The sequence below is a fragment of the Pedobacter sp. L105 genome (assembly GCF_009765875.1).
Taxonomy (GTDB): domain Bacteria; phylum Bacteroidota; class Bacteroidia; order Sphingobacteriales; family Sphingobacteriaceae; genus Pedobacter.
Genome location: NZ_LMUP01000001.1, coordinates 178,249 through 203,820 on the forward strand (window position 1 = coordinate 178,249; position 25,572 = coordinate 203,820).

General features: G+C 42.0%; 17 protein-coding genes. 13 read left to right on the forward strand and 4 right to left on the reverse strand.

Features of this window, described 5'->3' with window-relative positions:
* Positions 1-7: 7 nt before the first annotated feature.
* Entirely contained in the window at positions 8-142 is a 135-nt protein-coding gene (locus GSQ84_RS28175) for a hypothetical protein (RefSeq protein WP_256377518.1), read from the reverse strand.
* A 541-nt stretch (positions 143-683) separates the two neighbouring features.
* On the opposite strand from GSQ84_RS28175, the gene GSQ84_RS00885 reads away from it, so the two are divergent.
* The 9 genes from GSQ84_RS00885 to GSQ84_RS00925 are packed head-to-tail and all read left to right on the forward strand — an operon-like array spanning position 684 to position 18,484.
* Positions 684-7,703, forward strand: a complete 7,020-nt coding sequence (locus GSQ84_RS00885; protein ID WP_158795359.1) for a type I polyketide synthase — start codon at positions 684-686, stop codon at positions 7,701-7,703.
* Between the two features lie 2 nt (positions 7,704-7,705).
* Positions 7,706-11,938 carry a type I polyketide synthase gene (locus GSQ84_RS00890; protein WP_158795360.1) on the forward strand — a complete coding sequence of 1,411 codons (4,233 nt, stop codon included), beginning with the start codon at positions 7,706-7,708 and terminating at the stop codon, positions 11,936-11,938.
* Positions 11,926-12,225, forward strand: coding sequence for an acyl carrier protein (locus GSQ84_RS00895; RefSeq protein WP_158795361.1), 300 nt, complete (start codon positions 11,926-11,928; stop codon positions 12,223-12,225). The genes GSQ84_RS00890 and GSQ84_RS00895 overlap by 13 nt, the downstream gene beginning before the upstream one ends.
* The gene (locus GSQ84_RS00900) at positions 12,216-12,977 is read left to right on the forward strand and encodes an alpha/beta fold hydrolase (RefSeq protein WP_158795362.1); all 762 of its coding nucleotides are present in this window, start codon (positions 12,216-12,218) and stop codon (positions 12,975-12,977) included. Before GSQ84_RS00895 ends, GSQ84_RS00900 begins: the two co-directional genes overlap by 10 nt.
* Positions 12,978-12,989: 12 nt before the next feature.
* Positions 12,990-14,198, forward strand: a complete 1,209-nt coding sequence (locus tag GSQ84_RS00905) for a glycosyltransferase (RefSeq protein WP_158795363.1) — start codon at positions 12,990-12,992, stop codon at positions 14,196-14,198.
* 5 nt (positions 14,199-14,203) lie between these two features.
* A complete protein-coding gene (locus GSQ84_RS00910; RefSeq protein WP_158795364.1) occupies positions 14,204-15,406 on the forward strand; it encodes a glycosyltransferase in 1,203 nt (400 codons plus the stop codon).
* A gap of 56 nt (positions 15,407-15,462) precedes the next feature.
* Positions 15,463-16,725 (forward strand): hypothetical protein, encoded by a 1,263-nt coding sequence (locus GSQ84_RS00915; protein WP_158795365.1) that lies wholly within the window; start codon positions 15,463-15,465, stop codon positions 16,723-16,725.
* Between the two features lie 11 nt (positions 16,726-16,736).
* A complete protein-coding gene (locus GSQ84_RS00920; protein ID WP_158795366.1) occupies positions 16,737-17,990 on the forward strand; it encodes a condensation domain-containing protein in 1,254 nt (417 codons plus the stop codon).
* Entirely contained in the window at positions 17,978-18,484 is a 507-nt protein-coding gene (locus GSQ84_RS00925; protein ID WP_158795367.1) for a hypothetical protein, read from the forward strand. Before GSQ84_RS00920 ends, GSQ84_RS00925 begins: the two co-directional genes overlap by 13 nt.
* Before the next feature lie 46 nt (positions 18,485-18,530).
* Here the strand turns inward: GSQ84_RS00925 and GSQ84_RS00930 are convergent, their stop codons facing one another.
* Both GSQ84_RS00930 and GSQ84_RS00935 read right to left on the reverse strand, forming a co-directional pair.
* Positions 18,531-18,821, reverse strand: a complete 291-nt coding sequence (locus tag GSQ84_RS00930; protein ID WP_158795368.1) for a putative quinol monooxygenase — start codon at positions 18,819-18,821, stop codon at positions 18,531-18,533.
* A gap of 7 nt (positions 18,822-18,828) precedes the next feature.
* A complete protein-coding gene (locus GSQ84_RS00935) occupies positions 18,829-19,425 on the reverse strand; it encodes an NAD(P)H-dependent oxidoreductase (protein WP_158795369.1) in 597 nt (198 codons plus the stop codon).
* A 130-nt stretch (positions 19,426-19,555) separates the two neighbouring features.
* On the opposite strand from GSQ84_RS00935, the gene GSQ84_RS00940 reads away from it, so the two are divergent.
* The 3 genes from GSQ84_RS00940 to GSQ84_RS00950 all read left to right on the forward strand — a co-directional run bounded on the left by GSQ84_RS00940 (position 19,556) and on the right by GSQ84_RS00950 (position 24,165).
* Positions 19,556-21,148, forward strand: coding sequence for a M1 family metallopeptidase (locus GSQ84_RS00940; RefSeq protein WP_158795370.1), 1,593 nt, complete (start codon positions 19,556-19,558; stop codon positions 21,146-21,148).
* Positions 21,149-21,165: 17 nt separating this feature from the next.
* A complete protein-coding gene (locus GSQ84_RS00945; protein ID WP_158795371.1) occupies positions 21,166-22,056 on the forward strand; it encodes an alkaline phosphatase family protein in 891 nt (296 codons plus the stop codon).
* Positions 22,057-22,164: 108 nt separating this feature from the next.
* Entirely contained in the window at positions 22,165-24,165 is a 2,001-nt protein-coding gene (locus GSQ84_RS00950; RefSeq protein ID WP_216848840.1) for a sialate O-acetylesterase, read from the forward strand.
* 109 nt (positions 24,166-24,274) lie between these two features.
* On the opposite strand, the gene GSQ84_RS00955 is transcribed toward GSQ84_RS00950, so the two are convergent.
* Positions 24,275-24,571 (reverse strand): Dabb family protein, encoded by a 297-nt coding sequence (locus GSQ84_RS00955; protein WP_158795372.1) that lies wholly within the window; start codon positions 24,569-24,571, stop codon positions 24,275-24,277.
* 114 nt (positions 24,572-24,685) lie between these two features.
* Here GSQ84_RS00955 and GSQ84_RS00960 point away from each other — a divergent pair, with 114 nt between their 5' ends.
* The gene (locus tag GSQ84_RS00960; RefSeq protein ID WP_158795373.1) at positions 24,686-25,480 is read left to right on the forward strand and encodes a glycerophosphodiester phosphodiesterase family protein; all 795 of its coding nucleotides are present in this window, start codon (positions 24,686-24,688) and stop codon (positions 25,478-25,480) included.
* The last annotated feature ends 92 nt before the right edge of the window (positions 25,481-25,572 follow it).

Below are 25,572 nucleotides of genomic sequence, written 5' to 3' on the forward strand. Positions count from 1 at the left end.
TAATTTTTTATTGGATAAGCCAGTATTGCAGCTTTGTTTTTGCTGGCTTATTGTTATTATTTGCTGTCTTATTATAGCTGTTCTGGCTAAAAATATCTCCTTTTAAAAACTGAGCACTCAAATCTGGAATATTGCTGTTCATTTTTTTGTTAAAGTGCTGGGATTTGTTCAGTCTCTTTAATATAAGGAGGTTATGAACGATATATCATTCCTTTTTTTATCTATTTCTGATATTTTATTTGAAAAACTGCTTTTATATACCGTAAATGACATTTAATTGTAAAATTCGTTATTTATGGAAAAGTGAACAATTTCATCGCCTGATGAATGTTCTGTTTAATGGTTTGAGTTTAATCTAAGGTTAATGTTAACATTTTATTAAATAATTGGGTTTAAAAACCCCGTTTATTATTAAATTATTAATTTGTTCTTTTTGTTCATTATTTAAATCATGCTTTGTTCAGTGTTTTAAATAATATTTTTGCTAAAAAGAAATTATAACCTCATTTAACCATCTGATTTGATTTGTAGTATTTAATCATTAATTTATATATTTATGTATAATTATCATTTTATTATAAAATAATTGCTAGTTGTAACATTTATCTATTGTTTTTATATAATACTATGGCCTATTTAATTTGAAATAACTAAAAGTTGAACCCAGATTATCTCTCAACACCATGAAAACTCCTTTAATTTTCGGAATTACTCCGTTTGAAAAGCCAGATGCGAATCTTGTGCTCAGTTTATCCAGTGCGAAAGCCTTTCCTGTACTCCATCTGGGAAGAGATAAAGCTGCCGCTGCTGATGCCCTTCAGCTGTTATCTCAGAAAAACATTCAGGAATTTGGTATTTGCCTGGTATCAGATCATTGTGCAGATATTCTTTTACCAGAGCAGGTAACGCTGGTTATTCTGCCATTTGGTATGCAGCTGATCAAAAAAGAACACGTAAAAGTTTTTTATCAGGTACATCACCTGGATGAAGCTATTAAAGCCAGGGATGAGGGGGCTGATGGTATTATTATAAAAGGTAATGAAGGAGCCGGGAAAGTTGGATATGAGTCTTCTTATGTACTATTTCAGCGTATTCTTAAAGAGGTAAAAGGAATTGATGTTTATGTACAGGGAGGGGTAGGTTTACATACTGCAGCAGCACTGGTAGCATTAGGAGCAAAGGGGGTGGTGCTAGATAGTCAGTTGGTATTGTTTCCTGAATGCAATGCGCCTCTACCTATTAAACAGATATGTGAAAAGCTAAGCGGCAATGAAACCAGATTATTTAGCAACAACCGTGTGCTGGTGAGGCCAAATTCTCCTGTATTGCCAGACCAGATCACTGAAAAGGAACTGGAAAACTATTATATAGACTTTGACCTGGAAAAAAGTTATCTACCATTGGGACAGGATATTGCCCTATCAACAGACCTGGTTATCAGGTTTAAAAAGTTGGGTCAGCTTATCTTTGGTATGCATGAGGCTATTTACGGTCATCTTAAACAAGCCAAACATTTAAATATCATCAGTTCGGGAAATGCGCTGGCGAAAGATCTGAACATTACTTATCCGATTGCGCAGGGACCGATGACAAGGGTAAGTGACGTTGCCCCATTTGCAAATGCTGTTGCTGAAGCAGGTGCTTTGCCTTTTATTGCACTGTCTTTATTAAAAGGCGAGCGTGCGCAGGAATTAATCAGGGAAACCAAAGAACTGACAGGCAATAAAACCTGGGGTATTGGCATACTGGGTTTTGCCCCTCAGGAGTTGCGCGATGAGCAGCTGGAATATATTAAAGCGGCAAAACCTCCTGTGGTTTTAATTGCAGGTGGCAGGCCTTCACAGGCTAAACCTCTGGAAAAACTGGGCATTAAGACTTTTCTTCATGTGCCATCGGTTTCTTTACTGGATATGTTTTTAAAAGAAGGAGCCAGAAGGTTTGTGTTTGAAGGCAGGGAATGCGGCGGTCACGTGGGTCCCTTGTCCAGTATGGTACTTTGGGAGAAGCAAATTGAACGTTTGCTACTGGAAGATCATCCTGGGGAGATCAGTGTGTTTTTTGCCGGTGGTATTCACGATGCTTTGTCGGCTTCATTTATTGCAGTAATGGCTGCTCCACTGGCAGCCAAAGGAGTGAAAATAGGTGTATTGATGGGCACTTCATATCTGTATACCAAAGAGGCAGTAGTCACGGGGGCTATTCAGGCAGGGTTCCAGGAGCAGGCCATTTCTTCTCAGGATACAGTTTTACTGGAAACGGCACCAGGCCACGAAACGCGGTGTCTGAATTCGCCTTTTGCAGCATTCTTTAACGCAGAAAAAAAGAAGCTGCAGGAAAAAGGAATGGAGAAGAAAGCGATCTGGGCGGAATTGGAAACGCTGAACGTAGGGCGGCTTCGCATTGCGGCAAAAGGTATTGAACGCAGGGGAGATCAGCTGATCAGCATAGATGAACAGGAGCAGTTGCATTTGGGGATGTATATGATCGGCCAGGTTGCATCCCTGTGTGATAAAGTGGTGTCCATGGCTGATCTGCACCATAATGTATCCGTTGAGAATTACACTCACATTCAGGAAGCGATATTATCTGCGCCTCCTGAGGGAATGGAAAAATCGCTTGACGTAGCTATTGTAGGCATGGCCTGTGTTTTTCCGGGAGCAAAAAATATAGAAGAATACTGGCGTAATATCGTTCTGGGAAAGGATGCTGTTACGGAGGTTCCTGATGAACGCTGGAATAAAGATCTGTATTACGATCCCGCATCCACCGCAGGAGATATGTCTCATTCCAAGTGGGGAGGTTTTATCCCTAAAATTGATTTTGACCCGCTTGAATATGGGATTCCGCCACAATCCCTGGCGGCCATTGAGCCAACACAGCTGCTAAGCTTAATGGTAGCCAAGCAGGCTTTGGGAAATGCTGGTTACCAGGATGGGAATTTTAATGCAGAGAACGTTTCAGTTATTATTGGGGCAGAAGGAGGAAACGATCTGGCCAACAGTTATGGTTTCAGGTGCTTTTTTAAACAGGTATTTGGCGAGATGCCTGCCGAGCTTGATGAAGCCCTGCCTAAAATGACAGAGGATTCTTTCCCGGGGATTTTGGCAAATGTAACCTCCGGACGTATCACTAACCGGTTAAACCTGGGCGGAAGAAATTATACTGTAGATGCAGCCTGTGCATCATCTTTGGCTGCGGTGGACCTGGCCTGTCAGGAATTATTTTTAGAAAAATCAGATATGGTGATTGCCGGAGGGGCAGATCTGCACAATGGCATCAACGATTACCTGATGTTTTCCAGCACGCATGCATTGTCCCGTAAAGGAAGGTGTGCCACTTTTGATGCTGAAGCTGATGGCATCGCTTTAGGTGAAGGTGTTGCCATGATCGTATTGAAAAGACACGAAGATGCGATAAGGGATGGGGATACTGTTTATGCTGTTATCCAGGGGATTGGCGGTTCCAGTGATGGCAAAAGTTTGGGTTTAACCGCTCCGCGGAAGTCGGGCCAGGTAAAAGCCCTTGAACGTGCCTATGAGCAGGCGGGTATGTCCCCATCTGTATTAGGTCTTGTGGAAGCGCATGGTACCGGTACGGTAGTGGGCGACAGAACCGAACTGAGTGCTTTAACTGATATGCTAAATCAATCCGGTGCTATTGTGAACCAAACGCATTTAGGTTCGGTAAAAACGCAGATCGGACATACGAAATGTGCAGCTGGTCTGGCAGGTTTGATCAAAGCGGCTTTAGCTGTTTATCATGGTGTAAAACCTCCAACCATCAATCTGAAAACCCCTAATAGTTATTATGAACCAGAGAAAAGTCCTTTTGCTTTTAATACAGAAGCAGGCTTATGGATGGATGAAAAACGACGCGCTGGAGTAAGCGCTTTTGGTTTTGGCGGAACAAATTTCCACGCCGTAATTGAAAGTGGCCATGCTGTTGCCAGTCAGGATACTGTACTGAAATCATGGCCCTCAGAGTTGTTCGTTTTTAGAGGCAATTCTTATGAGGATGCTAAAACAAAGTTAGGCAGGGTAAAGACACTGCTGGAAGAGAATGATCAGGTAGACCTGAAAGATATTGCTTTCAGTTTGGCTACAGGCACTACAGAGTCTGTACAGCTAAGCATTGTGGCGGATAGCGCTGAAGATCTCAGTATGAAAATTGATCTGGCACTGTCTGGTGTGGAAAGTAAGGATACTTATCTGACCAAAAAAAGAGATGGTAAAGTTGCGTTTATGTTTCCCGGACAGGGCAGTCAGCGGATTAATATGGGCAGGGATCTTTTTGTGATCTTCCCCGCCATGCGTAAGTTATTAAAGGAAAACAGGGCCTATGAACAGATCCTTTTTCCAAATGCAGCATTTGATGAAGTTACCTTAAAAGCCCAGAAAGAAAGGATCAAAGATACGCGTGTTGCGCAGCCTGTTTTGGGAATGGTAGACCTGGCAATGGCCAGCTTTCTAAAAGATTTAGGGATTGAGCCCGATATGGTGGCAGGGCATAGTTATGGAGAGCTGCCCGCTTTGTGTTTTGCTGGTGCTTTTAAAGATGATCAGCTGGTTTCTTTAAGTGAAAGAAGGGCAAAGGCTATATTAGATTCCGTAGAAGGAGGAGATACAGGCGCTATGATCGCTGTGAATGCTCAGGAAGAAGATATTGTTAATCTGATAGCCGGATGGGATGATATTTACCTGGTTAACCATAATTCTCCTGCTCAGCAGGTGCTTGCAGGTACTAGTCCTGCTATTAAACAGTTTAGCGAGCTACTTAAAACGGCTAAGGTTTCCTTCAGGCCGCTGGAAGTAGCCTGTGCTTTTCATAGCCCGCTGGTAGCCAAATCAAAAGCGCTTTATCAATCCGTGCTGAATGAGGTTACCTTTAACGATTTGAAACTGCCGGTTTGGTCGAATACCACGGCTTCGGTTTATCCCATTGCAGCGGCATCAGTAAAAGAAAGATTAGCAGATCATCTGGTTAAACCGGTGAAATTTGCCCAGCAGGTGCAGCAGATGTATGCAGATGGTGCCAGGATTTTTATAGAGGTTGGCCCGGGTAAAGTATTAACAACACTCACCAAGGCCAGCATTGGGCAGGATGAGCTGCTGCTGCATATAGAAGATAACGGGCGTAGTAAGATTACACATTTGCTCTGTACCATTGCAGGATATATGGCTACAGGCCGTGATGTGAAGCTGGAAAAGCTTTTTGAAGGCCGTAGTTGCAAATTATTAAATCTGGATGAACCGGGGCTGTACCAGAAAAGTCCTGCTGTCTGGATTGTAAACGGACAGCATGCCGTTCCATTTAAAGGAAAACTGCCCGCATATGGGGCATTGCCTATTGTGCAGCCTTTACAGATGAAACACAGACAAGTATCTTCTGTTGCTGTTCATCAATCGGGCAATCAGGCAGAACTACTGATGCAGGAGTATCTGAGTACGATGAAGCTGATGATCCAGTCACAAAAAGAAGTGATGCTGCGGTTTTTGGGAGATATCCTTCCGCTTCAAAACGCTGTGGCTTTTCAGCCATCTCCCGTAGTGGAGGTCTATCGTTCTCCTAAAACTGAACCAGCCATACTTGTAAGTGCCGTTAGCCAGCAGGCAGTGGTTAAACCCGCAGCAACCCAGCTAGATGTTAAGTTAGTATTGATGCAGATTGTAAGTGATAAAACCGGTTATCCGAAGGAAATGCTGGGTATGGAAATGGATCTGGAAGCTGATTTGAGCATCGACTCGATTAAGCGGATGGAAATTATCGGGACCTTACGTACAGAGCTTGGCGGTTTTGGGCAGGCTGAACAAAATGAAGATACATTTATGGAACAGCTTGCCGGTATTAAAACGTTAAGTGGCCTGGTAGGCTGGATCAGTGAACATACAGGATCAGGCAGCACTGTTGTTGCCACCCCTGCCGAAGTTGCTGTAAATAAAACTGAAATAAAGATCACTCTGTCGGTGATCAAATCAGCCCTACTGCACGTAGTGAGTGAAAAAACCGGCTACCCACAGGAGATGCTGGGAATGGATTTGGATCTGGAAGCCGACCTCAGTATTGATTCTATTAAACGGATGGAGATCATCGGGGATTTGAAGATGAAGATAGGATTTGGTCAGCAGGAAGACAGAGGGGATGACCTGATGGAAAAACTGGCCGCTATTAAAACACTGAATGGCCTGGTCAACCTGATTTGCGAAATAGAATCTGAAAGTTTTGAACCGGTTACCGAAGCAAAAAAGATCATTGAAGAGAGTGCTTTACATGCCAATGAGAATGATAAATTATCGAGACTTCGTTTTGAACTTATTCCTTCAGCTTTGCTGCATAAAGGAACTACGGAACTCAAGGGTTTGCGTTTCGCCGTGACTGATGATGGTGGATTACAGTCTGCTGCGGTTAAATGTTTGCTGGAGGAACATGGTGCAATTGTAGATCTGGTAACTGCCGGTGACCATCTTAAAGGATATCAGGGGTTGATCATTCTCAACATGTTTAACTCTGCTGTTAAGAGTACGATCATAGATTATATCGCTATGATCAAACAGCTGGATTTTGAAGAGATGAAATGGGTTTATTTTATCTCGGATACGAAAGGGCATGTAGGCGAGGAGGCAGATATTACCCTGCTGAGACATTTTCAGGGTTATTCGGGATTATTTAAAAGCCTGGATAAAGAATATGAAAACACAAAATGCAGGATAGTAAGCCTGACAACAAAGTTACCGGAGGAAGATATCGCTGCTATCACCTTAAGTGAGCTATTAAATCCTGATCGGCCCTCTGAAGTGATTTATCATGAAAAGATGCGTCATACGGTGGAACTCGTTCCTTCTCCATTGGACGATACTTCAGGGGATTCCCATATTCAGCTGGATAAAGAAGCAGTAGTACTGGTATTGGGTGGTGCACAGGGTATTACGGCAAACCTTATGGTTCATTTTGCCAAAGATTATCCCTGCAGGTATATCCTGGTGGGACGTTCTTCTGATCCAAGGACCAATGGACTTGATCAGTATGCATCCCTGAAAACAAAAGAGGAGATCAGGACTTTCCTGATTAAACAGCAAATTCTGAAGAAACCCCTGGAAATAGAACAGGAAACATCAAGGATCTATAAAAATAACCAGGTGCTGGAAACCATCAATTTATTGGAGGAGAGCGGATCTGTTGTTTCTTATAATTCTCTTGATCTGCGTGATGAAGAGGCGCTCAGCGGTTTTATTCATCATGTTTATACAGCCTATGGAAGGATAGATGGTGTAGTACATGGAGCGGGTTTACTGGAAGATAAACTGTTTCATGATAAAAGTTTAGAGTCTTTTAAAAGGGTTTTTGACACTAAAGTAACTCCTTTGAGGGTGCTGGCGGAGCAGCTGAGACCAGAAACACAGTTTGTGATCTTCTTTTCGAGTATTGCTTCGGTTTATGGCAACCGCGGACAAACAGATTATGCTGCTGCAAACAGTGTGATGGACAGGTATGCATGGGCTTTAAAGCAAAAGATCAAGGGAAAGGTTATGGCAATTAACTGGGGACCATGGAAAGGAGCCGGAATGGTGTCTGCAACTTTAGAAAAGGAATATGAACGGAGGGGAATTTCTCTGATCCCGCTGAAGGATGGGATGGAGATTTTTCTGAATGAGCTGAAATACGGAACTGAAAGCCAGATTCTGATCATGGCAGGAAAAAACTGGTAGCCATGAAAAGAGGAGATGTAGCTATCATCGGGATGTCGTGCACATTCCCGGGGGCAATAGATGTGGAAACATTCTGGCAAAATATCATTAACAAAGTAGATTCTACGCAGAGGGTTCCCGAGAACAGAATTGACCCGGTTCATTTTGACCAGGGATCATCCGGTGTAGACCGTTTTTACTGTAACCGCGGTGGATTTATTCCTGATTTTGAATTTAAAGCATCTGATTTTGGGATACTGCCGGTGGCGGTTGAAGGAACTGAACCAGACCATTTGCTAACGCTGAGCCTGGTACATCGGGCACTGGAAGATGCCGGGGTGTTTGAAAAAAAGAGATCACTCGAAAAAACGGGTATCATTATAGGTAAGGGTAATTATGCCGGTCCGGGTGCTACGCGTGCCATTGAAATTGTCAGGACCGGTGAGCAGATTGTAAATGTGCTGAAAGACTTACTGCCACACCTGGGAGACGAAGAAATTGAAAAAGTAAAAAAGGAATTTCAGCTGCGTAAGGGCCGCTTTGGGCCTGATACGGCCATGGGCCTGATCCCTAATCTGGTTGCTTCACTGGTAGCCAACCGGCTTAACCTGGGCGGAGTAGCTTATACACTTGATGCAGCCTGTGCAAGTTCGCTGATTGCGGTTGACCATGCCATGCAGGAGCTTAACAGTAACCGCTGTGATATGGTGATTGCCGGAGGAGTACATGTAGGGCAGAACGCAGCTTTCTGGAGTATTTTTACCCAGCTGGGAGCACTATCTAAAAAAGGGAAGATCAGTCCTTTTGACGAAGGAGCTGATGGGCTGCTGATAGGGGAAGGCTGCGGATTTGTGGTGTTAAAACGACTGGAAGATGCAATTGCAGGCGGTGATAAGATTTATGCAGTACTGAAAGGTATTGGTGTGAGCAGTGATGGCAGTGGTACCAGTGTGATGAGCCCTTCTGTAAAAGGACAGCTTAAAGCTATGGGCCAGGCATGGGAAAATGCAGGTGTAGCCTTTAAAGACATTGGTTATATTGAAGCACACGGGACGGGAACCCCATTAGGTGATCAGACGGAGATAGAGACGTTAAAACAGTTTTTTGGTCATGATGAAACCCTTCCGGATGCAGGTATAGGAACCGTAAAATCCAATATCGGGCATGCGATGCCGGCATCGGGAATTGCAGGTCTGATTAAAACAGCATTGGCATTGTATCATGGTATCATCCCGCCGACATTACATTGCGATTCGCCTTTAGCTCAATTGAAATATACCCGGTTTACGGCCGTTCAGGAAGCCCGCGACTGGGAGGCTTCCGGCTTACCCAGGCTTGCCGGCGTAAATGCTTTTGGATTTGGAGGTATCAATGCCCATGTGGTGTTGGAAGGCTATGCTGCCGGAAAGGCCGAACCTGCGGTGGTGAAAAGAGATAAAGTGTTGCTGCTGGCAAGGGACAGTCATGAAGCCCTGCTGCATGCACTGGAAGAAAATGACAATCAACCCGGAGCTGGTCAGTTTCGTATTGCTGTATTTGATCCAACACCGGAAAGAATAAAAAAGGCGCTTAAAATTGCAACCAGGAACATGCCCTGGCGAAATAAGCAAGACATCTGGTATACCAATGACCCGTTGCTCAGCAAGGGCGGTAAAATAGCTTTTGTGTTTCCTGGTTTTGACGGACTGGCCGGGGGCGAGGTAAGCAGCGTAGCTTCACATTTTAACATCCCACAGGGAAATACAGTTAAAGCAGAAGGTTTACTGAACGAGGCGCTGAAAATATTAAATAAGAGCAGCGTGCTGGATACTGCCCTTAAACAATTGGGCATTTTGCCGGATATGAATGCCGGGCATAGTCTGGGGGAATGGCTTGCAGCAAGGTCTTCCGGCCTCGCTGAAGAGTCATCTGTAATGGAACTGCTCCATTATCTGAACCCGGAAACTTTTGAACTAAAGGATTCCAGGTTTATCGCTATAGGCTGCGGTATTGATTTGCTGCAACCTATAATGGCAACTATAGAAGAGCTTTATCTTTCCAACGATAATTGCCCGCAGCAGGTGATCCTCTGTGGAAGCAATGCAGCATTGGATAAACTGGTGCCCCTTTTGAAAGCTAAACAGATCTTTCATCAGATACTGCCTTTTCAGTCGGGTTTTCATTCTCCTTTTGTAGCAGATAAACTGGATGTTATGCTGGAAGGAATGCAGCATATGCAATTTAAGAGAACGGCTTTCCCTTTATGGTCGGCGACTACTCTGGAGCACTATCCCGAAGGTTTTGAAGCGATCAGGCAGTTAAGTGTAGAACACCTGATCCAGCCTGTGCGGTTTCGTGAATTAACCGAGCGACTGTATGCGGAAGGTGCAAGAGTGTTTATTCAGGTTGGATCTGGTGGTTTAACAGGTTTTATTGATGACACTTTACGCGGGAAAAGTTTTAGTACAGTATCTTCCAATGTTTCCCTGCGTTCTGGTATTTCACAGCTGCAGCGTGTAGCAGCAGCTTTGTTTGCAGAAGGCAAAAACATTGATCTGAAATTTATGGGATATGGAAAAATTGGTACAGCCGGCAAAGCTATACCGCTGCAGCTGGGCCTTCCATTAATCAGCGATTTCCCGAACCTAAGAAAGCTTGCAGTTAAACAGCCGGTTTATGCTAAAGAAGCAGTGCTGCAGGATATGGTGCATCCCTTGATGCAGGCCTTTACTGACAACGTAGAAGTAATGATCGATATACAATCGGAATTACTGGAGCTGTTTCAAAACAGGATGGAGCGAAGCGCTTCGCCGCCTGCTTTTTCTCCTGTAAGGATTCCCTTTGTCAAAAAACTTGATATTTCACTGGAAAATTCACCTTATCTGATTGACCATTCTTTACTCAGACAGCCCAAAGGATGGCCCTGTGTAGATGATATGGACCCGGTAATTCCAATGACCATGATATTTGAGCTGTTTGGAGAAATTGCTGCTGAACAGGCACCCGGGGAACATGTGCAGAAGATCATGAACATTAAAGTTTTCCAATGGATGAATGTTGCCCGGCCGTTCAGGGAAACTGTTGTGGGAGAATGGAAGGAGCAGCAGCTGGCGGCGCTTAAACTTGATCGTTTTGCAGAAGCAGAAGTACTCTTGTCAAAAGAAAAAATAATAGCATCGGTACCACATTTTGATATAGGCCATCTTCTTCCGATAGACAGGACTACGGCACAGATCTATGAAGGACACATGTTTCATGGCCCGGGATATCAGGGGATAAAAAAACTGGTTACCGTAGGCGAAAAAGGGATCACAGGGATTATTGAAGGCGGTGCAGGTAAAGGTTCTTTATTAGATAACGCAGGGCAGTTATTTGGTTTATGGTTACAGCTTACCTTAACAAAGGACCGTATTGCTTTTCCTGTAAAAATACAGGAGATTGAGTTTTTTAACGGATTAACCGACCAGAAAGGAAGTTTTGAATGCACCTGTGTGCTAACTGAGCTGAATGAAGAATTTGCTACTGCAGATTTTATTCTAAGGCGTGGGGAGGAAGTTTGGGCTATAGTGAAAGGCTGGCAAAACAGGCGGCTTGAAATTGATGAACCCTTATGGAAAGTATCCATGTCGCCTTTGCATAACCGCTTGTCGGAAGAAATCGCCCCTGGTGTTTTTCTATTTCATAATGCTTATAACCGAATGGTTTCATGGGATTTTATCCTGAAACGTTACTTCAACCAGGACGAGAAACAATACTGCCAGTCGTTATTGCCCAATAAAAGAAAAGAATGGATGATTAGCCGGGTGGCAGTTAAAGATGCGGTGAGGAATCTGCTGGTTAATACGAAACAGGAGGCTTATTATCCGATTTCTTTTGAAATCAGATCGGATGAAGTTCACAGACCCTATCTGTTTGGCAGTATGACCAATGGAATAGAGATTTCTATTGCGCATAAGGGAACAGATGCAGTAGGTATTGCTCAATATGATCAACCTGTAGGTATTGATATTGAGTGTATAGAAGACAGGAGTGAAGGGTTTTACGACCTGGTTTTTTCTGCAGGCGAACTGGTTTTGCTGGCCGATAAGGAGAAAGCCGAATGGGCAACCCGGTTCTGGGTGGCAAAAGAAGCTTATGGCAAATACCTGGGCAAAGGATTACAGGGAAATCCAAAGGCTTACGTCATCAACGAAATCAAAGGTGAAGACCTGAAGATCAATGACATTTTTATCAAAACAATTAAACATAAAAATTATATAATAGGATGGACACAGTAGTATCTGCAGCAAAACTGAACAGCAACGAGATCTTTGATCTGATGAAACAATTTATTACGGAAGTGATAGGTGAAGAATTTGTGGAAGAAATGGATATTACGCTGGAAAGCTCTTTCACCAAAGACCTGGAAATGGATAGCATTGAGATCGTTTCCTTTTCAGAAAAAATAAAAATACATTTTGGGGAAAAGATAGATTTTACGGGGTGGCTGTCTGGTATGGACATCGATCAGCTGATCAGTCTTAACCTGGGTATGATCGTCAATTTCATTGAGGAATGCCAGTAGTTGAGGTGAACAACAGAAACGTTCATATTCAGCAGATGAATATGGATGCACCAGAAACGGTTCTGTTGGTTCATGGTATGTTCAGCAACCTTTCAGTTTACTATTTCCATATCGCGCCAATTTTAGCCAGACATTTTCATGTGGTTATGTATGATCTGAAAAGTCACGGCAGAAGTGAAAGGATAGCCAGCGGTTACGATCTGAATAGTATGACTGATGACCTTTCAGGACTGCTGGATCACCTTGATCTTTCTGCTGTACATCTTGCGGGTTATAGTTTCGGAGGGCTGATCTCTTTAAAGATGGCGGCGCGTTTTCCTGAGAAAATTAAAAAGCTTGCTGTTATTGAAGCGCCTGATCCCAACGACGATAAAACAAGGGACATCATAGATGACTACAGCAGGGAATTTCTGGAGCACTACGTAGAGAACTTTACTGATACTACTAAAATGAAAATGGGTAAACGGCAGATGGAACGTAACCACCGTATGTATGAGTACCTTTTTCATGAAACCAGTATAAAAAATGATATGCTGCTGGAAAGGGATTTTTTCAACACCCCTGAAATTGATCAGATCCCCAGGGATACCTTGCTTTTGTACGGCAAGGATTCAAACTGTCTTTCTGCTGGAAAAAAACTAAAAGACAGAATAGAGAGGGCAGAGATGATAGCAATTAACGGAGATCATAACATCCCGATACAGGAGCCTGCCAGCATTGCGAACAGGCTGGAAACATTTTTTAGAAATTAAAATTGATGATCAATGGCAAAATTTGCATTTATTGTTCCACCCCTAACGGGACATGTTAATCCTACACTGAGCATTGGTGCTGTGTTATTACAGCAGGGGCATGAGGTTGCATGGATTAGTCTGGATAGTTCTTTAGCTGAAAGACTTCCGCAAGGGGGACAGTTGCTGCTGATCCAGTATGCAGCAAACGATCTGGAAAAACAGGAAAGTGAGTTATACCTTGATATAATTACCAAAAAGATAGTTTATGGTATAGACAGCATCAAGTTTTTGTATGAAGATGTATTGATCCCGCTGAACAGGCACAGCTATAAAGGTATTGTCTGGTGGCTGGATCAATTTAAGCCCGACCTGATCATTACGGATCATCAGCTGGTAGCTGGTGCCATTGCAGCGGTTCACCAGAATATTCCTTATGCAACTTCGGTTACGGCACCTGCTGCAATTAAGGTAATGGATGAACTGCCAAAGGTTCATGAGTGGGAGCAGAACCAAATTGTGGCACTGCAGCAGGAGCTGGGCATTATTAGTGGAAAATCCATTGCCTGTTCAGAGCTGCTTACTTTGGTGCTTACATCCGGAGCATTTTTTGGAGAGATGGAACTGCCGGATCAATACCGCTTTGTTGGGCCGGTGGTCCACAAAAGGAAAGGTAACTCTTCCTTTGACTGGGACAGATTTGAACATATGAAGGGAAAGCACAAATTATTGGTAAGTATAGGCACCACCTTTAACCATGAGCATAAAAAAAGTTTTTTTACCAGAGTTATAGAAGCCTTTGGCGACGGACCTTATACTGTAGTTGTTGTCTCCGATCCTTTACTGTTTGATCATTGGCCTGCCAATTTTATTGTACAGCAGAATGTACCGCAATTAGATTTACTACCTCATTTAGATGCTGTGATATGCCATGGGGGACATAACACCGTAAGTGAAACCCTAAGTAACGGACTGCCTCTGGTTGTTATTCCCATTGCATATGATCAGTCGCACGTAGCCGGAAGGGTTGTACGTACAGGTGCCGGGCTCCGGCTAAATTTCAATCGTTTTAAAGCTAAACATTTAAAAGAAGCTGTTGACGAAGTTTTAGTTAATCCCGCTTTTAAACAAGCTGCAGAGCAGTTAAAAGTGTCTTTTGTAGCTGCTGGGGGAACAGCTGCTGCTGCTGATCTATTGGTACAATTAACGTTAAATCAACCCGCTGTAATATTCAATACTTAATTACTATGTCAAAATTTTTATTTGTCGTGCCTCCTTTTTTTGGGCATATCAGCCCTACTTTAAGTATCGGAGCCAGTTTAATAAGCAGGGGACATGAAGTGAAATGGCTGGGAGTTACACCTCTCGCGGCACATCATATTCCCCCGGGAGGAGAATTTATCTATCCGGAGGAAGACCTGGTCGAACACCAGGAAGAGTTGCAGCGTATACTGAAACGCCAGGATGATGGCCCCGCCTGTTCCGGACCTGAAGTGATGAAACTAGCCCTGGAAGAAACTTATGTTCCTATAGCCAGGATCATGATGGAAGGATTGGGCAAGTTTGTGGATTACTGGAAACCCGATGTGATTGTTAATGATTGTATTTCATTTGCCGGGGCTTTATGTGCCCATATCAAAGGGATACCCTGTGTAACGACTACGCCTGTACCTCCTGATGTAATGGGTGATACCGCTAACAGTGCCCCTAAAATATTTGAGTGGCAGGAAAAACTGATCAAAGGACTGCAACAGGAATTTGGCGTATATACCGATGATATCGTTATTCACTCCCATCAACTGAATCTTGTTTTTACTTCTCAGGAGTTTGCAGGTATTAAAGCGCCTCTGCCACATATGAAATTTGTTGGCCCGGTTAAAGGCAGGCCCAATCAGGCAGCTTTCGACTGGGAAAGGTTAGAAAGATCGGAATTTCCTAAAGTTTTTGTTTCACTGGGCACATTGCTGGTAGATATCAGGGCTGCTTTTTTTCAAAAATTAGTGGAAGCATTTGCAAATGCACCCTTAACTATTATCGCTGCTACATCACCTGATATTTTTGAACAATGGCCGGATAATTTCATCGTGAGCAGCTTTGTTCCACAAGCAGAGTTAATGCCAAAAATGGATGTGGTGATTTGCCATGGAGGTTTTAATACCGTTAACGATACGTTTATCAATGGTTTGCCGATGCTGATTACGCCTATAGCCTATGATCATTTTCATACTGCGAAATTAATTGAAGATGCAGGCTGCGGTATCAAAATACGCTATAAGAGATTACGGATTGAAGACCTGAAAAAAGCGGTCTTTGAACTGTTAGAAAATCCGTCGTACAGATCTGCGGCTTTAAGGATAAAAGAAACATTTATCCATGCAGGGGGAAATGAAAAGGCGGTGCAATTGCTGGAAGAATTTATAGCTATGGAATCTATTCCAACTGATTTCTAAAAACAATGAACAAGCTCATGCAAGCTTCATCACAGCTAAAAATCAATTATATTGGAATGAAAAGAAAACTACTCTTTGCAGAAAGAATGCTTTATGGTAATGGGGAAACTCCTTTTAATGTAGTCATCCCCGTTAAGATCAATGGAAGTTTTCCTGCGGAAAACCTGTATTATGCATTGGATAAAATACAGGAAAAATATCCCCTGCTTAATGCGGGTATTGAAAATGATGAAGAGGGCAGGCCCTGGTTTGTTGTGCATCCGAAAACCTTCAGTTATATCCCGGTTAGAATCATCATCAGAGAGGGTAATGACGACTGGGAGCGGGAATCGGTAAAAGAGTGGTACATTTTATTTAATAGTAGTAAAGGGCCTTTGGTCAGGCTGGTATGGATCAAGGGGGACAGTTTTTCAGAATTGCTGCTGGTTTCACATCACTGTTTGTGTGACGGGGGAGTGTTAATGTCCATACTGGCTGATTTATTGGTTCTTTTGGATAACGGTCAGGTTGATATTGGAAAAGAAAATCCAATTCTTAAGATAGAGGATATTATACCTCCATCTATTCTAAAGAACAAAAAGAAGCTGGTAAAAGCAAAATTAATCGGCAGCTTCGCGACGCTGGTTTTGTGGTTAATTCCCCTTCAGAAAAGACTAATAGATAGAAAAAAGGATTACCTGATCCATTGGAAACTAGACAAAGAGTTGAGCGGACAGTTGATCGCGACTTGCAAATCTGAAGGGATCACCGTAAATACAGCGTTATGCGTGGCTGTTTTAAATGCTTTTAAAAAAGTCAGAAAAGAAAAGTTTCACAACAAGATCTCTTGTCCGGTAGACATCCGGAAGTTCACGCCGGAAATTAAAAAAGATAACATTTTTGCCTTTGGTTTAATGCTGGTGGTATCTGCTGATGAAAAGCTGGACCTGCTGAACGATGCCCGGAAAATGCAGGAAGATATTTCCAAAAAAACAGCAAAGCTGAACCCATATGAAACCATTATGGTAATGGAAAAATCTCATGCATCCCTTACTGATTTTAACAACTTTTTGAAATATGGAAAATCAAGTAATGACTGTATGTTTTCCAATCTGGGTAAAATAGATATCCCTTATCAATACCATTCTTTTGAAGTAGAAACCCTGTATAGCCCATCCGTGATTGGCCCCTTAGGTAACACTACTACTTTACTGACTTCAACTTACCGCGGGCAGCTTGATTTTACTTTTATAGGAAGCGAGGGATTTCTTCCTTATCAGGAAGCGCTGGCTATTCAAAAAGAATTGATACACATCATCACCATATTCACTAAATCCTAACCTATATCCATATGAAGAGAAAAATGATTATTGGAGAACGACTCATGTATATTGATTCTTCAACTCCTCTGAATTGTGTGTTTACGGTTAAACTAAAGGGCGATCTGTCAGCGGAAAGACTGGGGAATGCATTAGCGAAAATACAGCAAAAACATCCTCTACTGCGTACATCAATTAAGGAGGATGAAAAGGGAATACCTTTTTTTGTTTCCGGTAATGCAATTTCAGAAATTCCGGTTCGTGTAGTGGAAAGGTATGGTGATGAGGATTGGAAAGTACATTCCAAAATGGAATGGGTAAAATTATTCGACCAAAAGCATCAGCCGCTGGCCAGAGTAGTTTGGCTAAAAGGGAAAGGTGTTTCAGAATTACTGCTCATCTGTCCGCATTGTGTTTGTGACGGAACAACAATGGTAGCTTTAATGAGCGAGCTGCTGCTTTTACTGGATCATCCTGAAAAAGAACTGATGGCTTATCCACCTTTTAATTCTATAGATGAACTGATATCACAGACCTATTCAGGTAACCTGAAAAAGATTGTTAAAGCCAGGTTATTCTCTGTTTTTGCCAGGCTGTTTTTTCTGTTGAAATCAACAAAGAATGATTTTCCGCCAGGAAATAGTTATCTCCTCCAATGGAAACTGGACGCTGAAAAAACAGCCGGACTCGTGGCTGCCAGCAAGGCATCAGGCGCTACGGTGCATACCGTTTTATGTGCCGTATTTCTGGAGGCTTTTCAATATGTGAAGGGTGAGAAAGCACATGGCAAGGTGATTTGTCCGGTAGACATCAGAAAATTTGTGCCTGAGATAAAAGATGATATGATGTTTGCTTTTGCCCCTATTGCTGAACTGTCTGTGGGTAAGGATAAAAATGTGAGTTATTTGAAAAAAGCAGTAAAACTAAAAGAAGAACTTCATACTAAGATAGCAGCCATCAATGCGCAAGAATTGCTGCTGATGGGTGAATATTTCCATTCTTCAGTGGACAGCATGATAAAACATTTAAGATCTACCAATGGAAGCCACGATGTTACACTTTCCAATATGGGTAAAATGTGCATTGCAGAACAGTATGATTCTTTTGAAGTGGAAACCATTTATAGCCCAACAGTAGCTTTTCCCTGGAGAAATCCAACTACTTTGATTGTCAGCACTTTTAAAGGGGAGATGGATTTTGCGTTTTGTTCCAATAGCGCTTTCCTGGATAGCCAGGAGGCCTGTGCCATAAAAGATAAAGCACTCGAATTGTTATGGAAGAACTAGAGGGGGGAGATGATTGTTATCATCACCAGATCTGGAAACGGTTTATCCGGAAGAATTTACTGTCTTACTGTGTTCCCAATGTATTCTTCAATACCTGTATTCCCTATTTTAGTTTTAAAGATCCGAATGCAGTTCATTTGTTTAAGGGGGAGTACTGCCTTGCGCGCTTCTTATTGCCCATGGCTTTATTGTTGCCCTTTATCATTACTTTTGATATTTTAAAAAAGACGATCGCCCTTTCTGAACAGGGCGGGATAAACTTTATGCTGCCGGATCATTTTACAAAAAACAAGTTCATCTTCAAAATGGCAACTATAAACGGGTTAAGTACTTTGCTGGTTATACTGTCAACGATGCTCTGCCTTCATCTCAGTTTACCTGAAAATTATAGTTTTAACGGAAAAGTAGTGGCTGCACTGTCAGGTACACTAGCGGCCTTAATGTCTGTAATTTTTACGTTTTGGCCTATTAAAAAGATAAGGAGTATACAATAACCTGTAATCGCTATTAGGGTTGCTTCGGTGATTACAGGTTATTTTTTTAGCTGATCTTTTCTGTTTTATAGATGACGATGGAACCATCCAGTATTTCAGAAGAATCCTGGATAAAGGATGTAATGTTTGGTCCGTGATTGTGGGTGTTTAATCCTTCCTCATCTTTCCAGGTTTCATGGAAAATAAAAGTGTTTTCATCTTCTGTAGAGTGATAAAGCTCGTATTGCAAACAAGCTTCTTCTGTTAAGGAACCACTTACTAGTTTTAATAACAGTGGTTTCATCATTTGTGCAGTGCCTGGTTTAGATTTTACTAAGGCTGTTAAGTGAATGCTCATGCTGGTCTTAATTAAGGATAAATACCTGATTTAAATGTTCTTGGTAACGTTTCAGGTCGCGCACAATGTCAGCATTTTTTTCTACATCATGGAAATGCATGCCTTCTATTTGTTTCATGCCTGTAAAAGTATTCATACGATGGAACCCAAACATAGGACCATCATCTACACTTTTTTCATTGAAGAACTCGCCTGGTAAGGTAAACGCTTCTTCAGGTGCATTCCATGAGGTGGTCAGCATATATTTTTTACCTTGTAGGGTGCCTCCTGTTCCATAGTTGATAGCGGGATTGGCTGATGAACGACCGTCACTGTTATAAATTCCGTTCTGATGCCCTTCGGTAAAGACCACATCAATATATTTTTTAAATCCATGTGGCAATTGAAACCACCATACAGGTGTATGATAGATGATCACATCGGCCCATTTATAATTTTCTACTTCTTCTTTGGGATCGTAATTGGTATTGATATTTGTGGAGCGGACTTCAAATTCCGGGTTGTTTTCAAAAAAACTGACTGTAGCTGCGGTGATAGATTGATTAAACCTTCCGCCTGAATGGCCAAAGGTTTGTCCGCCGTTGATGACAAAAATATGTTTCATTGTTATATAATTTATAACCAAAGGTACCAGTATCCTATACCTCATTAAAATAACATAAATCATTGTTAAGTATCAGAATTGTGATAGTAGTAGGGCTGGCAATCTTAATGAAATATGATTAATATTACACATGACAAAAAAAGGCCTTTCAATTTTAGGTTTAGCCATGCTGATGAGCTGGGCTGCGGCAGCACAATCGCTTCTATCGGGGATTGATGTACAGCATTATACCTTTAATATTCAGTTAAACGATCAGAACAATAGCATTAGCGGCCAAGCCGAAGTTGCCGTTAAATTTTTAACAGCCGAAGATCATTTTCAGCTTAATCTGGTCAAAAAGAATGTTGCTGGAAAGGGTATGACGGTATTAGCAGTAACAGAAGAACACCAGCCTGTACATTTTACACAGGACAGCGCCGGAGTCAATATTTTCACTAAGACCAATATCAATAGTATTCATCATTACCTAATCAGGTATGAGGGTATCCCTGCCGATGGCTTGATCATATCTACCAATAAATTTGGTAAGCGAACCTTTTTTGGCGATAACTGGCCAAACCGTGCGCAAAACTGGCTGCCTTGTCATGATCATCCATCAGATAAAGCGTCGGTTGACTTTGTGGTTACAGCGCCAGATCATTACCAGGTAGTAGCGAACGGGTTAAAGTTAGAAGAGAAAGCTCTGGCTGGTCATTTGAAATTAACACACTGGCAGGAAACTGTTAACCTGCCTACAAAGGTAATGGTGATCGGGGTAGCAGATTTTGCCATCAGCCAGTCGGGAACAGTTAGCGGCACTCCAGTATATAGTTATGTGTATCCTCAAAATGAAACACAGGGATTTAAGGATTATGCCTTTGCAGATAAAATCCTACCTTTTTATATTCAGCATATTGGGGCTTACCCATATAAAAAGTTAGCCAATGTTCAGTCTACCACTATTTTTGGCGGTATGGAGAATGCCAGTGCTATTTTTTACTTTGAAAATTCTGTTGGTGATAGAGGGGTAGAATCATTGATTGCGCATGAAATTGCCCATCAATGGTTTGGTGATGCGGTGACAGAGGTAGGATGGCAGCACCTCTGGCTGAGCGAAGGTTTTGCTACCTACATGACCAATTGTTACCTGGAACATACTTATGGTGTTGATTCCCTGAAACACATTCTGCAGCAGCAGCGTCAAAAAGTACTTGGATTTGAAAAGAAGCGCCTTACGCCAGTTATAGATACTGCGGTAACCAGCAATTACATGCAGTTGCTGAATGCCAACAGTTATGAAAAAGGGGCCTGGATATTACATATGCTGCGCCGTAAAATAGGAGATGCTGCTTTTTGGGAGGGCATCCATAATTATTTTGCAAAATACAGCGGCCACAATGCCAGTTCTGATAACTTCAAACTGGTGATGGAGCAGGCAGGCAAACAAAATTTGGGGCAATTTTTTGACCAATGGCTGCGCAAACCGGGGCATCCTAAATTAGCTGTTAACTGGTCTTATGACGTTCTTAAAAAGACACTAAACATACAGGTTAATCAGCAGCAGGCAAATTTATATACTTTGCCCCTTGAATACAGCGTTAATGGTAAAGTATATAGCATGTTGGTTACAGACAAGGTAACCACTTTGCAATTACCTTTGGCTGCAAAACCAGCGGCTGTTGAAATTGACCCTCATACTAATCTACTCGCTGAGTATGAGGTTAAACAATTAACAAACCCATAACCTTAAATTCTTTATCAATGAAATTATTCTTTTTAGTATCCCTGGTGAGCCTAACCGGCTTACTGGCATCATGCAGCCAGAAACCAGAAACACCCCGTCCGGACCATATTATCGTAATCATGGAAGAGAACCATGGTTATGATGAACTGATTGGATCGTCTAACGCTCCTTTCATTAATCAACTGGCTCAGGAAAGTGCAATTTTTACAGATTCACATGGGGTAACACATCCAAGTCAGCCTAATTATCTTGCCCTTTACTCTGGCAGTACCCAGGGAGTTACCGGTGACGACTGTCTGGATAAAGTTTCGCCCTATACTACACCGAATCTTGGAGCATCATTAATTAAAAAGGGTTTTACTTTTAAGGGATATGGACAAACGATGCCTTCAGCAGGTTTCCTGGGCTGTGAATATATAAAAAGCACATTAACAGATTTATTCCTGTATGCCCGCAAACATGCACCATGGGTAAACTGGATAGGAAAAGGAGAAAATAACATACCTGCATCAGTGAGTTTACCGCTGACTGAATTTCCAAAAGATTTTAGTAAACTACCTACAGTTGCTTTTGTGATTCCGGATATGGATAATGATATGCACAACATAGGAAAACCAGGAGATGCAGCAGCTATCCAAAGAGGTGATCAATGGCTAAAAGATAACATGGGAGCTTATGTAAAATGGGCTAAAACACATAACAGTTTGCTGATCGTTACTTTTGATGAAGATGATTTCAAGCCTATTAACCATATCCCTACGATTTTTTCGGGCGCTAATGTTAAAACAGGGCAATATGATCAAAAGATCAATCATTATAATGTTTTGCATACAATTGAAGCGATGTACGATCTTCCTGTTCAGGATAGTACCAAAGCTGAAATTATAACCGGCATCTGGAAGAAGTAACTAAAGAATTACATAAAACAAAAGACCAGTTCATTATCTATGGCTGGTCTTTTGTTTTTTTTAGTAGTTTTATTGCTTAGCTATTGAACCAATATAAATCCTGAGTTAATGAAAGCGAATCCTATTCAATTTCTGAAAAACAGCCTGCTTCTTGCCATCTTACTTTTTGGCTACACTGTGCAGGCTAAAGTGAAATTACCATCTGTATTTAGTAATAATATGGTCTTGCAGCAAAAGACAAATGCTGCGATCTGGGGTAAAACAGATGCAGGTAAAACCGTTACTATCGTTGCCAGCTGGAACAATAAAAAACATTATGCTGCGAAAGCAGATGGGAATGGAAACTGGAAGTTATTTGTTGCTACCCCTTCTTATGGCGGGCCATATGTAATTACGATTTCTGATGGTGACGCATCGACTTTAGAGAATGTGCTGATTGGTGATGTTTGGGTTTGCTCAGGACAATCCAATATGGAATTTCCATTGGCGGGCTGGGGAAAGGTTAATCATTATCAGGATGAAATTGCCGAAGCGCAGTATCCTAATATCAGGTTATTACAGGCAGAACATGTACCAAGCAATGTTCCTTTGGAAGATGCTAAAGTAACCGGCGGTGGCTGGCAGCCCTGCAGTCCGCAAAGTATATCAGAGTTTTCTGCTGTGGCCTATTTTTTTGCCAGAGAGGTTTATAAAAGGACAGGTATACCCATCGGGCTGATCCATACTTCATGGGGTGGAACGATTGCTGAAGCCTGGACAAGCGGAAAAACATTACAGAATATGCCCGATTTTGCGCAGGCAGCCGCTCAGATAAAAAATACTGATCAGGTTAAAAGTGCGCAGGATTTCAAACAAAATATGGAAGCCTGGCAGAAGATGATACCAGCGAAAGATGCAGGGTATGATCATGGAAATCCACTGTGGGCGGCAAATAGTTTTGATGCTTCTTCGTGGAAAAGTATGTCCCTTCCGGCTTTCTTTGATCAGACCGCTCTTCCCGGTTTTGATGGAGTGGTATGGTTTCGTAGAAAAGTGATGATCCCGGAATCATGGGCTGGAAAAGCACTAAAAATTAACCTGGGTACAATCGATGATAATGATATAACGTGGTTTAACGGCGAGAAAATTGGCGAAACGGAAGGTGTTGAAAAAAAACGTTCTTATACTGTTCCTGGTGATAAAGTAAAAGCAGGAGAGTTTGTACTTTGTGTAAGGGTTTTTGACTTAATTGGTAGCGGTGGTATCTATGGCGAAAAAAATAACCTGTCTGTTCAATCTGCGGGCGGCGAAAGTATTTCATTGGATGGCGACTGGCAATATAAAGCGGGGTTAAACTTGAAAGATGTCCCTGCGATGCCTGTACAAAGTGACGGGCCAAACAGGCCAACGGTTTTATTCAATGCAATGATCAATCCTTTTATTCAGTTTTCTATCCGTGGAGCAATTTGGTACCAGGGAGAAAGTAATGCCGACAGGGCACATCAGTACAGGGAGCTTTTTCCTGCAATGATCACCGACTGGAGGCAGCAATGGAAAATAGGTGATTTTCCTTTTTACTTTGTTCAGCTGGCAAATTATATGAAAACGGATGAGCAGCCACAAGCTTCTGCATGGGCAGAGTTAAGAGATGCACAGCTACAAACGCTTTCCCTGCCACATACAGGGATGTCGGTAACGATTGATATTGGGGATGGTGAAAATATCCATCCCAAGAATAAACAGGAAGTGGGCCGCAGGCTGGCACTGATTGCACTGGCAAATACTTATGGTAAACAGGTTGTTTATTCAGGGCCTGCGCTGGTGTCACATCAGATCACTGGAAATAGCATTAATCTGGATTTCAAATTCACAGACGGTGGCCTGGTAGCTAAAGATGCGTCATTTGTAAAGGGCTTTGCAATTGCGGGTGCCGATCATCAATTCCATTGGGCCAATGCTGTAATTCGTGGAAACGAGATATTGGTTAGCAGTCCGGATGTTCCATCTCCTGTTGCTGTGAGGTATGCATGGGGTAATAACCCTGTTTGTAATTTATATAATGGTTCGGGCCTTCCTGCTTCGCCTTTTCGTACAGATGACTGGCAGGACAGTACTTTTGGCAAGCACTAATGAAGATGTTTTATAAGAGGGTAAAAGACAGGGCAGTTTGAGGGTAACCACTTAAAAAGAGCAGAGAAGCAATGGAGGTTTATTTTTCAGAACCTCCATTGTTGATTAACTATTGCGCGTCGTAGATGACTACTTTTTCGAACAGGCCGCGGAATTCTTCCAGGAAGGCCTTGTGCAATTCATGCACCTGGTAAACATCGTGTCCGGCCATATCTTCAAAAAACAGAACCAGGGAAAAAGTATAAGAGGTATCTACTACCGCACGTTCGATAGGTGATGGTGTGCCTACGTGGAAAGTAACAACACTTTCTATTTTTTCTAAGGTTTCGAGACTTTTTTTGAAAGCAACTTTTTGATCTTCTGTTGTATCGGCTTTTAACCAAAATAAAACGTGGTGTGATATCATATAATATGTGTTTTTCCGGCGAATTTATAGATTAAAATTGTAAACTGAATTGCCTTGGCTGGTAAAGAATAAATGATGAACTTAAACTTCCTAACCATTTAAAAATAATACATCATGATGAAGCGAATATGTTTTATATTTTGCCTGCTTTTTATAGCTTACACCAGTAAAGCACAACAAATGGAATGGAATAAAAACTGCGTTATTGCCCATCGGGGTGCCTGGAAGAAAAATAATCTTCCGGAAAATTCTATTGCTTCGCTTAAAGAAGCTATCCGTTTAAAATGTTACGGTTCTGAATTTGATGTACATTTTACCAAAGACAGCGTGATTGTGGTAAATCATGATGACGTTTATAAAGGATTGACAATAGCTGAGTCTACCTATGCAGAATTAAGTAAAGAATTACAAAGCAATGGGGAGCAGATTCCTACGCTGGAAAGTTATCTGCTTGAAGGAATGCGACAGAAGGGAACCAAACTGATCCTGGAGATCAAAATCGCCAAAACACCTGAAGGTACTATCGCCCTTACTGATGCAGTTGTTCAATTGGTGAAAAAATTGAAGGCATCGGCATGGGTAGAATATATAAGCTTTAGCTATCCTGCAGTATTAAGATTGTTGCAGTTAGATCCTGCTGCAAAAACAGCTTTCCTGGCAGAGGGAAAAGAGTATGTTCCCGTAGAAAAGTTAAAAGAAGATCATATTGGTCAGGCTGATTATCATTATGCTATATATAAGGAAGGCGACTGGTTTAAAAAAGCTAGACAACAGGGAGTTACTATTAATGCCTGGACAGTAAATAAGGAAGAAGATATGCGATGGCTGATTGTCCAAAAAGCAGATTATATTACTACCAATGAACCAGAGTTGCTTTTTAAGGTACTTGAAAAGAAGAATGATTTTTAAGATGCGTTTTTTTGTAATTAATGATAAACCAAAACATAAGGTATAATATTTTACCTTGTCCCTGAATCCTTTAAATCCATTTATATATACCT